This is a genomic window from Acinetobacter legionensis (assembly GCF_057165765.1).
The window spans coordinates 2052084-2064096 of sequence record NZ_CM169896.1 but is presented as its reverse complement, the minus strand read 5'-3'; the positions used below and the strand labels follow the sequence as shown (position 1 = coordinate 2064096).

At 36.6% G+C, this 12013-nt stretch carries 13 protein-coding genes; 4 read left to right on the top strand and 9 right to left on the bottom strand.

The annotated features are described in order from the left end of the window. Positions 1-40 precede the first annotated feature (40 nt). The gene (yddG, locus tag AC2G3J_RS09450) at positions 41-985 is read left to right on the top strand and encodes an aromatic amino acid DMT transporter YddG (protein WP_419359693.1); all 945 of its coding nucleotides are present in this window, start codon (positions 41-43) and stop codon (positions 983-985) included. A gap of 106 nt (positions 986-1091) precedes the next feature. Here the strand turns inward: yddG and AC2G3J_RS09445 are convergent, their stop codons facing one another. After that, a complete protein-coding gene (locus AC2G3J_RS09445; protein WP_336951063.1) occupies positions 1092-2147 on the bottom strand; it encodes a Rieske 2Fe-2S domain-containing protein in 1056 nt (351 codons plus the stop codon). Positions 2148-2442: 295 nt separating this feature from the next. Between AC2G3J_RS09445 and AC2G3J_RS09440 the strand changes: the two genes are divergently transcribed. Then, the gene (locus tag AC2G3J_RS09440; RefSeq protein WP_483771000.1) at positions 2443-3375 is read left to right on the top strand and encodes a LysR family transcriptional regulator; all 933 of its coding nucleotides are present in this window, start codon (positions 2443-2445) and stop codon (positions 3373-3375) included. 196 nt (positions 3376-3571) lie between these two features. On the opposite strand, the gene hpxO is transcribed toward AC2G3J_RS09440, so the two are convergent. Next, entirely contained in the window at positions 3572-4729 is a 1158-nt protein-coding gene (hpxO, locus tag AC2G3J_RS09435; RefSeq protein ID WP_483770999.1) for an FAD-dependent urate hydroxylase HpxO, read from the bottom strand. A 213-nt stretch (positions 4730-4942) separates the two neighbouring features. Between hpxO and alc the strand changes: the two genes are divergently transcribed. Both alc and AC2G3J_RS09425 read left to right on the top strand, forming a co-directional pair. Then, positions 4943-5950 carry an allantoicase gene (gene alc / locus AC2G3J_RS09430; RefSeq protein WP_419327228.1) on the top strand — a complete coding sequence of 336 codons (1008 nt, stop codon included), beginning with the start codon at positions 4943-4945 and terminating at the stop codon, positions 5948-5950. A gap of 4 nt (positions 5951-5954) precedes the next feature. Next, a complete protein-coding gene (locus AC2G3J_RS09425) occupies positions 5955-6449 on the top strand; it encodes an ureidoglycolate lyase (protein WP_483770998.1) in 495 nt (164 codons plus the stop codon). Positions 6450-6652: 203 nt separating this feature from the next. Here AC2G3J_RS09425 and AC2G3J_RS09420 read toward each other — a convergent pair whose 3' ends face one another. From AC2G3J_RS09420 to AC2G3J_RS09390, 7 genes are all read right to left on the bottom strand, one after another. Beyond that, positions 6653-7375, bottom strand: a complete 723-nt coding sequence (locus AC2G3J_RS09420) for an outer membrane protein OmpK (protein WP_105712585.1) — start codon at positions 7373-7375, stop codon at positions 6653-6655. A gap of 161 nt (positions 7376-7536) precedes the next feature. After that, complete coding sequence (gene uraH / locus AC2G3J_RS09415; protein WP_483770997.1) at positions 7537-7857, bottom strand: hydroxyisourate hydrolase; 321 nt, start codon at positions 7855-7857, stop codon at positions 7537-7539. Positions 7858-7890: 33 nt separating this feature from the next. Beyond that, the gene (uraD, locus tag AC2G3J_RS09410; RefSeq protein ID WP_483770996.1) at positions 7891-8412 is read right to left on the bottom strand and encodes a 2-oxo-4-hydroxy-4-carboxy-5-ureidoimidazoline decarboxylase; all 522 of its coding nucleotides are present in this window, start codon (positions 8410-8412) and stop codon (positions 7891-7893) included. 126 nt (positions 8413-8538) lie between these two features. After that, a complete protein-coding gene (puuE, locus tag AC2G3J_RS09405; protein ID WP_483770995.1) occupies positions 8539-9504 on the bottom strand; it encodes an allantoinase PuuE in 966 nt (321 codons plus the stop codon). 80 nt (positions 9505-9584) lie between these two features. Further along, positions 9585-10643, bottom strand: coding sequence for a hypothetical protein (locus AC2G3J_RS09400; RefSeq protein ID WP_483770994.1), 1059 nt, complete (start codon positions 10641-10643; stop codon positions 9585-9587). A 15-nt stretch (positions 10644-10658) separates the two neighbouring features. Next, a complete protein-coding gene (locus tag AC2G3J_RS09395; protein ID WP_483770993.1) occupies positions 10659-11240 on the bottom strand; it encodes a histidine phosphatase family protein in 582 nt (193 codons plus the stop codon). 115 nt (positions 11241-11355) lie between these two features. Then, complete coding sequence (locus AC2G3J_RS09390) at positions 11356-11973, bottom strand: lysozyme (RefSeq protein WP_419327233.1); 618 nt, start codon at positions 11971-11973, stop codon at positions 11356-11358. Positions 11974-12013 lie beyond the last annotated feature (40 nt).

Here is a 12013-nt window from a genome sequence, read left to right as displayed (position 1 = left end):
TATTTACCTTAATCTGAATCCTCAGATTTTAAAGCCCAATATGTCAAAAAATCTCGCTACGTTGATTGGTTTAAGTGCCATTTTACAATGGTCTTCCATCGTCGGTTTATTGAAAAAAATTAGTTTTAGTTTGGGCGCTGAGTTAGCTGTGCTGCTGATGTATACACTGAGTACTTGTATTTTATTAATATTTTTTAAAATCCCAAATTTAAAATTAATTTCAAAAAAATATCTGATTTTTTCTACCTTATTATTTGTTATTTATGAATTATGTTTTTCTTATGCTATTGCACTGGCACAAACTGCTCAACAGGCCATCGAAGTCAGTCTAGTCAATTACCTCTGGCCAGGATTAACTGTTGCCATGCTGATCCTATTTAAAGAAATTAAATTTAATGTCTTTGTTATTGTTGGATTAGCCATCAGCTTGAGTGGAATTATTTTAATTCAAACTGGGCAAGGTGCTTTAACTTGGTCTAATATTTTATCCAATATTCTAGAAAATCCAATCAGTTATATTTTGGCACTTGTTGGGGCAACGCTGTGGTCCTTATATTGTGTAATTACCAAAAAATATAGCGATGGGCATAATCCAATTTCATTTTTCTTTGTTTCGATCAGTATTGTACTGTGGACTAAATACCTATGGTCACATGGGTTGAGTCTAAATGTAATTCCAGAAGTTAAACTTACAACAATTGGATTGTTAGGTATTGTTTCAGTGGTGATGGCCTTGGGTTATGCTGCTTGGAATATTGGCATTATCAAAGGCAATATTACGATTTTGGTGACTTTATCTTATTTTAGTCCAGTCATCTCCACTGTGATTTCAATGTTTATCTTACAAACCCACCTACCACCAGAGTTTTGGTATGGTGTGATGTTGGTAACTTCAGGCTCTTTGGTGTGTTGGATTTCGACAAATTGGCAACAATTAAAAGAAAAATTATTAGCTAAACTAACGAAGTCAAACTCTTTTTTATAAGAAGATCTATGTTGTTAAGATCAGCTTTAATCATATATTGATCATTCATCATCAATATATGATTAATTATGTTACCTCCAGACGCTGGGGATGGAAAAATGAAAATTTACACAATATAGCGTTTGCTTAGTCCCCATTCTGCCAATATCCTGCGATAGGTTGTAGATGAACGATCTGCTTCAAAATGTGCTTCCATTGTAATATCCAATGGAAGCTCTTCTGGTTTTTGACTCTCTACCATGTCCTGATCTTCTGCAAAAATTTGTGCATTAAAATCATAAACTGCCTGCAAATCGCCTGTGGTATCAAAATTACGGGTGAGTGGTACAAATAATCGAGTTTGGTTATGTGATACAGGACAACAGGCATTTAAAATTTTTAATACGCCCTCACGTGGAAATTCAACTTTTAACACTGCTGAAAATGGCGGGTAAACGTCAAAAATTCGCTTCCATAAAAAACCTTCTGGTGCCAGATGCTGTAAACCATGTGGATAGTTGCTCACATTGCTGACATATTCAGTATGTAAACCATAATCTGTACGTTCAGTGGTGTATTTGGGTACAACAGGATTTTCAGCATCGGCAAAAGACTGCTGATGTACCCAAGCAAAATGTGCAACATCAATAAAACCTTCCAATTGCCGCCCGCTTGAACCAGCAATATCAACAAATGGTGGCAAAATGGGCTGATGATCAGGATGATCCCAAGTATCCAATATTGGAAAGTTTGCGAGGCTTTCATCACGGCTAAATAAACTCGTCCAAACCAAACCATATTTTAAAACTACAGGAAATTTGGTGAGGCTAAAGCGCTCTGAAATATTTGTCAGTTCTGGCTGTGCTGGAATTTTTGTACATTGACCTGCTGTGTTGTAATGCAATCCATGGTAGGGACAAACAATCTCTTCACCTTGCACCCAACCTTTGCTGAGTGGTACACCACGGTGCGGGCAAATATCACGCACCAACTGAATCGCACCACTTGCCGTTTGATAAAGCGCCATTTTCACATCGAGGAGTTGTACTTGTTGTGGGGCTGTTGTGACATCTTGCACACGTGCGACAGGATACCAATGCTGAGCGAGTATTTCCCAGTCTTTAGGCTCAAAACCACTACATTGTGGTTGACTAAACAAGTTCAGAACTGGAATTGCATTCATACAAAACTCACAGAATATATATTTAATGTCATGATCTTATGCTGTGATTTCAGCATAGCGCTCAGCTAAAATCATGGCTGAGTTTTAAATTACGAATTTTGTCTAATTCTGTCTATTAGAATGTTTTACTTATCTTGTTCCAAAAAATAGAACACCTATTTAAAATTTTTTTTAGAAAAAAATTGTCATTGGCATAAAAATCGCTTATTGAAATGTGATTTTAGCGAGTTTTAAATTTCCTTGATTTTCATTGCTTAGGAATAAGTCCTTGAAATGTAAATAATGGACAGCCCAGATGCCTGCGAATACAACTTTTTCACGATTTTCAGATTATTTTATTGCCGTTGCCAAGACAGGTAGCTTAAGAAAAGCAGCAGATCAACTCTATATTTCAGTATCTGCAGTACATCGTCAAATCGCACTCGCTGAGGAAGAGTTTGGAATTGATCTGTTTGAACGTTTACCCAGTGGTTTAAAACTGACCCTTGCTGGAGAGTTACTCTATGCGGATTTGATTAAGTGGCAAAAAGAATTTCAATTAACTCGTAATCGTTTTGATGAAATTCAAGGGCTTTCTCGGGGTACCATTAATTGTGGGCTTATTTCAGCACTGAGTGATGGTTTTGTCTTAGATTCAATTCAATATATGTATGACAACTATCCTTGGATCAACTTAAATTTTCATATCCAAGACAGTGAAACTGTGTCAAATATGATTACGGAGGCTGAAATTGACTTTGGGATTTTATTAAACCCTAAAGGACATCATCAATTAGAGGTTCTCTCTTTTGTAGAAATCCCAATCGGTTTTATTTTACCTAAAGATCACCCTTTAACAAAAAATGAGAAAGTCTATCTATCAGATAGTGTCAACTATAAGCACTTGATTCCTGGCGCACCTTTAATTATTCATGATTACGCACAGACCTTGTATAAGCATCATAAGTTTAGCCCTCAGCATCACTTACATTGTAATGACATCCGAATGATGATGTCATTAATTCAAAAAAACTTGGGCATTGGTTTATTGTCATTTATTGATGCTTATCCTTATTTAGAGCGCGACGAGCTGGTTTTTAAGCCAATTCGAGAAAAACGTTTATATCCATTAACACTAGCTTTATGTGTTGCACCAAAACGACAACTTTCACGTGTATCGCAAATTATGATTAAGCATCTTATTGAACAAATCGAAGCATTTAAGCTCAAGTTGATTCCTTATCAATAATCAGGTTTGGGTATGTTGTAATACAAATCATTGATTTAAAGAAATGAACAACAGCCCCTTAAGCAACAAAGCAATGACGTGTAGCTGAGTGATGACTAGCAATAACTCCCTAAACATATATATGAATCAAAAGTGTTAAATTTCCAATGCTGAATTTAGATTTAGTAATTTAAATTCAGCATCGACCTAGCAACATTTAATCTAAAGGATTTCCGATAATATTACTGATAATGCCACGCATAATATGTGGACCTTGTTCTTGACGTAAATCTTGATACCACGCTTCGGTCACAGCCTCATCTTTCATATGGGTCACATCACAGCGCTTACGGGCACGTAATACCAACTCATTGGCGCGCTCATTACGTTTATTTTGATATCTTTTTAAGGCATCCTCTACACCTAATGTATTGATTTGCAAAGCGCGTGCTAAGTAAATTGCATCTTCCATGGCTTGGCAACCGCCTTGACCAATATCAGGTGTGGTACTATGAGCCGCATCCCCCATAATTACCACTCTGCCTTTATAAAACTGGGTAAAAGGTTCAATATCATGAATTTCTACTCGATTGGTTTTTTGCTCATCAATCGCTTCAATTAAGTTTTGAACAGGCTGGCACCAGTCCTTAAAATATTGTTTAAATAGTATTTTATATTTGGCTTTACTGTTTTCCAAACCTACAGGTAATGGCACATCAAAGAAGAAGTAAAAACGTTGATCTGCCACTGGCATAAGCGAAACACGTTTCCCCTCTCCAACAAATGTTGTCCATTGATCTGCTTGGGCTAAATTATCTGAAATTTCCACTAAACCATTCCAATTGACATAACCAGCATAACGACGTTCAACCTGTTCACCCAATACATATTGGCGCGTTAGCGAATGTGTTCCATCCGCACCAATTAACAATGCTGTGATGACTTCACTGCCATCTGCAAACTGAACTTTTATATGTTGATCTACTTGTTCTAGTGCAACCATTTTTTTCCCAAGATGAATATCGTCACGGCCAAATTCATCCATCAACATGTTTTGTAAATCTGCACGGGAAACTGGATAAGGCCGTTGTCCGACCTCTTCAATCAAAGGCATTAAACTAAACTGAGTCATGTGCTCACCAGTTAGTCCATCGATATAGGCTAAATGATCCATTTGACCACCGAGTTTAGCAACTTGATCCGTTAAGCCTAAATAATTCAAGCACTTAACACCATTTGACCATAAAGAAATAGCAGCACCTACAGCTAGAATTTGTTCAGTTTGTTCATAGATGGTGACCGTATGTCCGAATTTTTTTAGTGCAATACCTGCGGTTAATCCCCCCATACCTGCACCAATAATAGTAATCTCCATCTATTTCTCCTCTGTCTGTATCTTTAACACTTATGACTAAAATGCTAAAAACGTGCCATTTATTTAAAAATCACAACATTCGTCAAGCAAAGTTGGCATAGGCTATGCATGATGAGGACGGTAAGATATTGTTTTTATGAGTGCTTATTGAACTTTAAGCACCCATATCAATGAATAAAATGATATAAATCGCAATATGAATGGTAAATAAATATGGCAACTTTACTTGCACCAAGTTTTGAGCTTCCTGCACATTTACAACAATGCACCAATTTGGCAGATCCCCGAATTGGTACAAAAGTACTTGAATGTTCAGATGATTTTTTTGCAGAAGCACAACGAATGTTGCAATTTAATCCACCCATTTTTGTAGAAGATAAATTTGATGATCACGGCAAATGGATGGATGGATGGGAAACCCGTCGCAAACGACATGCAGGCTATGACTGGGCAATTATTAAATTAGGCGTTGCTGGAAAAATTACAGCATTTGATATTGATACCACTTTTTTTACTGGGAATTACCCTGCTTCTGCTTCAATTGAAGCCTGTTATGCACCAAATGGGGACTTAAGCAATGCACTTTGGCAACCCATTCTAAATAATTCTATTCTTGGCCCAAGCCAACACCATATTTTTAACATTAAAAATTCAGCAGTCTTTACCCATGTCCGCTTAAATATTTTTCCTGATGGTGGTATTGCACGTTTTCGCGTCTATGGCGAAGTGCAAATACAGATTCAAGATCATCAAAAAACATTAGATTTACTAGCACTAGAAAATGGTGGACGCGTGATTGCCTATAGCGACGCCCACTTTGGTCATCCTCGTAATTTGATCAATCCGAATCGTGGAATCAATATGGGAGATGGTTGGGAAACCAAACGTCGCCGTGCGCCTGGATTTGATTGGTGTATTTTAGCACTCGGTCAAAGTGGTGTAATTGAAAAAATTGAAATTGATACTGCACATTTCAAAGGAAATTTTCCTGCTCAAGTTTCTATTCAGGCGATATATATTGAAAATGCGACTGATCCACAACTAATTCCACAAAGTATGTTTTGGCCATTTCTACTCAATGCTCAGGATATGCAAATGGATCATATTCATGATTATGTAGCCGACATTTTAAAGCATGAAAAAATTTCACATATTCGTGTCAATATGATTCCAGACGGTGGTATTAGTCGTATCCGATTATGGGGTAAAATTATAGAGTGATTTTATGAAATATATTCAAATTCAACCTTTAACAGCTGAAGCTTTTGCCCCATTTGGTGAGGTCATTGCTTGTACTGGCAATGATTTTTTCCATATCAATAGTGCGCATACGGAACGTTATCATGCTTTATCCTTGGCTCAAGCGACCAACGCTGAAATCGGATTGAGTATTTTTCGAAATATTCAAAAAACCCAAGTGCCTTGTGAAATTCAAATGCTTGAACGACATCCGATTGGTTCACAGGCATTTATCCCGATGCAAGGTCAATCTTTCTTGGTTGTTGTTGCAGCCGCTTTGGACCAAGACCAACCTGATCTTGAACATATTTATGCCTTTATAAGCAATGGCCAACAGGCTGTAAACTATCGTGCAGGCACTTGGCATCATCCGTTATTGACGCTTGAAGCACCCAGCGACTTTGCTGTAATTGATCGGATTGGTGAGGGTCACAATTGTGATGTTTTTCACTTTAATGAAAATATTGTCCTGACCTTATAATCACCATTTCATAACAGCAAATAAAAAATGCATGGATCAAAACATTCCTCTAAAAGTGCTGAGAAGTACTGAGATAAGATTTTACCTTATGTTGTTAAAAAACCAGTGCAGCATCACTCAGTGTTGCGCTGGTTTGGAAATTTATCTTAAGCTTATCTCAATCCTATTCGTGCATTTAAAAACATGATCAGATAAAGATCATTTTAAAAATGATATTTAATTAAAGCACTGACATTATTTTCATCTTTGCCTGAAATGCCGTATTTATTATTCCAAACGGAATATTCAACGCCTAAATACAATTTCGTATCCGGTGAAATATGTTTACCCGCATTCCATTTCCACTGGGTGGTCCAGTTTAACTCACTGGCATGATCATCTTCAGCGGTTGACCAATCCAGAAAACCATCAACAAGAAAATCTTCTGATGCAATTTTGAAAGGCACACCAAAAACAAAAGTCAGCTGATAATCATCATTTGTGTTCTTGTAATTGTCTGCTTTATAAAAGTTTAATTGTGCATATTGGAAATATGGAATCGCCAAATCTACCCCGATCCCATACAGATAATTATTAAACCCTTCACCGCCTTCCCATGTTGTGGCAATGAGAACGTCTTTGATTGGTCCTGCTTCCAACTTATGCCCTGAAATCGCGCCTAAGCTCAATCGTGGTGAAACTTCAAAATAGGTCTCATTGCCTGAAACATCATTATTGGTACGATCCGCAAATGCAAAGAAGTCCCCATATTTTAATTTGGCGGCATATTCAAAAGTAATGGTCGATTGGTCATCTTCCCGAGCAATTAATTCATAATTTTTTCCATATAATCCAGTAATGCTAAAGTCTTGCCAAATAGGCGCAGCATGAGTGCTAAAAGCGGTGCAAACGAAAGTTGAAAGCGCAGCAAATTGTGTTAATTTCATTGTATAAATTCCCCATCAGAAATAGCGGTAAACACCTGCGTGAATAAGCAAAAACAAAGCCAATTTTTTACACTTGGTCAAAATTTCATAAAAAAAAGCCCAAATCAATGGGCTTTAAAATCATGAAAAAAACAAGTTCTATAAATCTAACTCTACAAAAGCTAACTTCCACGATACGTGGAATAAGCAAAAGGGCTGATTAATAGAGGAATATGATAATGTTGTGCCCTATCAAGGACTGAAAAATGAATCACAACTTTTGGGAAAAACGTTGCTAAGGCCAAACGGTCAAAATATTCAGCAGTATAAAAAACCAAACTATAATCCCCCGTTTTGATTTCACTTAAATTTAGGTCTGCAACCCGACCATCCTCATTGGTCCTTGATTCTGCAACAATATTGTCTTGGCTATCCAATAATTTTATCAGAACATTTACGGCAGGCTTGCCAAGATGCGTGTCTAAGATATGGGTACTGATCATGTTATTTCCTTTCTAAACATTATTTTAATGCAATCAATCATTTAAGCTTTCATTTTCACTCAGTTCTTGATTGAGTCTTAACATTGCAATTTCACCCAGTTGTTGTTTAACAATACGCTGTTCTGTTTCAGGATCATTTAATAAACGATATTTCAGTGCTTGTAGAATTTCAGTCTGATCTAAGCCCATAGCACGAATTAAAAAAATATGACCAAATTTCTTTTCATAAGTAATATTGCCTTGCAATAAAGCATGTTGTGTTTCAGTGCTCTGTTTTATTGCTGATTGCTCTTGATGAGAAAATGCTTGCTCTTTTTCACTCAGCACAGCCTGAGCCTTTTTTTCACCGATCCGTGGGTGTGTCGCTAATGCATTTACAATTTCTAACCATGTCCAAGTTGAGGCTTGTGCTTTTGCAAAATCCATTAACGCTTGAGTGCTACCAAATGGACGTTGTGACAAAATTTCATCTGACCAACGTTGAATGTGCACACAATGCTTGAGCAAGATTGTAAGCTCTTCTGATGATGCTTGATTAAATTCTTCTATTTTCACGAATAATACCTATGCTCGAGTTCGCTAAAATTTTCAAACACTTTTATATAAACTTTGCTGCGCGCTTTACTGCATTCAATTAAAAATAAAGTGCTTACCTTAAAAGCCACATCCTAATACCTACAATTATGTGGCTGGATGGTGTTTAAACCAATGTTCAGAGATATCGCCACGACGACAGATCCAGACTTTTTCCTGTGCCTGTATATAATCTAAAAAACGCTGTAATGCTTTAAAACGACCGGGACGTCCCAGAATACGACAATGCATGCCAATCGATAGCATTTTCGGCTCAGTTTCACCTTCTGCATAAAGCACATCAAAGGCATCTTTTAAATATTGGTAAAATTGCTCGCCACTGTTAAAACCAGCAGGCGCGCAGAACTTCATATCATTACTTTCTAAAGTATACGGAATGATCAGGTGCGGACGGCTTTGGCCTTGTAAATTGGTTAAGCTGGTCCAAAATGGCAAATCATCACCATAGTAATCGCAGTCATATTTGATCTGTGGAAATTCAGCCAATAATTTACGCGTATTTGGGCTATCTCGCCCTGTATACCACCCCATTGGTGTAGTGCCAAACAAGGTTTCTAGAATGCTGATCGCTTGATCAATATGCTGACGTTCCGTTTCAATATCTATATTTTGGTAATTTAGCCAACGCTGTCCGTGTGAAACCACATCGTAATGGGCTTGTTGAATGGCTTCCACAATATATGGGTTACGTGCCAGTGCCATGCCCACTCCAAATATGGTCATGGGTAAGTTACGCTTTTTAAACTCATGATGAATACGCCAGAATCCTGCACGAGCGCCATATTCATACATCGAATCCATCGACATATGTTTGTCGGGAAAACTTGCTGCTCCCACGATATCAGATAAAAACTGCTCAGAACCGGCATCACCATGTTCGATATGGTTTTCAGCACCTTCTTCATAGTTAAGAACAAACTGTACCGCTATTTGGGCTTGATTTGGCCATGCTACTTTGGGTACTTCACCGTGATAGCCAATGAGATCTCGTGAATAGGGAGTATTTTGGATTTGGTCTATTAAGTCTTGCCCACGTAAATAAGTTTTATTCACTCAAACCGCCTTTAAACTTTTCAATCACCATTTTTTAGTGTGAATGATCAAGCAGTTTTTATGCCAATCTCACTCATGCTTTAGTCAACGGGTTGGAAAATTAACTGCACGTGATGACTTGTTCCCTTGAAAATATAGTGGTGTTTTCCAATTTGAAAACTTAGATTAGGTTGAAGAGCACTTTCCTGCTGAGTACGTACAATCATCGAATTATTTTCATTCGATTCTTTTAACAAGAATTGATAAATTTTATCCGTCATCTCTGCATCTAATAATTTATGCTGGATTCTATTTTGTAGATATTGATCTAAACGTTTTATATAAAATTCTATAAGTTTTTTATCACCAGAACTAAAAACAGTCTCAAAATTATTTAAAGAAGCCACTTCATTATTGACTGAGCTTAATCCTGTGGTTTTAATTGCGCCCACTTCAAATTGATCAGTCCGTTCAAAAACTAGATTAAGGCTTTCAAGACTATCTGAGAAATTTGCATCTTGTTGTGAATATTGTTCATAAATATCATGAAAAAGTTTTTGATATTCCTTAGATATAGAAGCGTAATCATAGAGATTAAAGTATTGCACCTTACTCACATCGGCTAAGTATTCTGCACATTTTTTCCCACATTGATCTTTTTGTTGTTGACTGATTGCATTGGTCATTAAGTACTGTGTATAAAATTGATGTGCATCATCTAGATATTGAATCTTATGAGTCCATTTATATTTCACTAAACTTGCATCGCCTGCTGCAAGGTAGGTTTCGTATCTCAGAACATTTCTCTCTTTAGGTAAATCTTTCTCCCATAAATCATGATATTGATTCAAAATTTTAACACCTGATATTGTGAAGTCAGAAGCTGCTAAAGCACAATTTTTATCTTCCAAATAACCCAAAAGATCTGAAACAAAAATTACATCCATCGAATACACATCTATTTTTTCAGAATTTGGGCGATTTAAAAATTGATGTAACATGTTAAGAGGCATATAGCGATCAAGCCCCTTACATTGTGTTTCAAGAGGTTGCGCAAATTGAGTTAAATCTGACTTTAAAGCCGCAATATCTGCATATATCGATACAGGTATAAAAGTAAAAACCGTCAATAGCGCAATTTTTCTTATTATAAAATTCATAATTTTATTCTCATTTTATTTAAAAATAAAAAACTCTGTATTGTTTAATTGATGATTTAACAATGCATAACGAAAATCACGCATTAATTGTGATGATAACTCTCGCTTTTGCTCAACCAGCATTTTAAATAACTGTAAAAACTGACCATGACTAAATACCAGTAAATGATCATGTTGATAATGGGCTTTTAGGGAATCCAAGTGCACAATAAAGTCCGTAACGCGATAATAAAAATTTGCAAAAGATTCAGCACCTTCACTTGTAACTAAATTGACATCTGCTTGATTCCAATAATCATCTACCCAAGGTTTTCGTTCCTCTAAAGTGGTATTTTTACATCGCATATCGGATAAGTAAGAAAACTCATGGATATCCAAAATTTGAGGTGTAATCTGATCACATAATAAAATTGGGTCAGCTGTTAGACGTGTACGGATAAATGGAGAGACATAAATCTGCTTTGCTGGAGGTAAAACATCAATAAGTTTTTGCGCCTGTTCATGTCCATATTCGGTTAAGGGAATACTTGCATGGGACTCAGTTTTACCATTTACATTCCCTAAACTTTGCGCATGGCGAATTAAATAAATGCTCATATCAACCTTGACTATTTTAATTTTTAGACAACATTTTGAAAAGAATGATAATTCAAAATGAATCATCTGGAATTAACACACGTTTTCAGAACAACATTTGAAAAAGCAAGTCATATTAGTGCTCAAGAAACAAAGTTTTCTCTACTGCTCTTCGATTTACTAAACCTTGTACCGTTTTGCCACCTGCCTTGATCCAAACATCAAATTGATGACTGGCAGCGTGATAATCAGAGGTATTCAATAATTTTAATAAGGTTGAGTTTTTAAAAGCACCAATACCTATGTTATAGCTCAATGAAACCAACGCATCAAACTGATTTTGATTTAAAGGAACGTTTACAGCAGAACTTACTGCTTGTTCAAAACGCCTAAGATCATGTTGCATATAGTTTTTTGCTTGTTCAATGGTACAAGTATCCCCATACTGAACAGCTTTTCCATGCGGGTAAATCGTTGTTCCATAACCGATAGTACAAACCCCGACGCCATCATCATAGGCTTTGAGCTCTAATCCCTCAAAACCACAAATCAAATCTACACCTTGAGGGCTGACTTGAGTAATTTGATCTTGTGCAAAGCCAATCTCCGTAGCACCTGTATCCACGGCCACTGCAACGTCTGAACGAGAATAAGCTTGATGATGTTTATTCAAATCGCGCTGTTTTTCATTCAATAGTTTTGAAAACAAAGTAGAAAATGACTTGGAAAAAAATTTAGACCAAAATTGCGTCATCAATAAAACTCAAAAAAAGAAAAGGATTGTATCGCTGTAC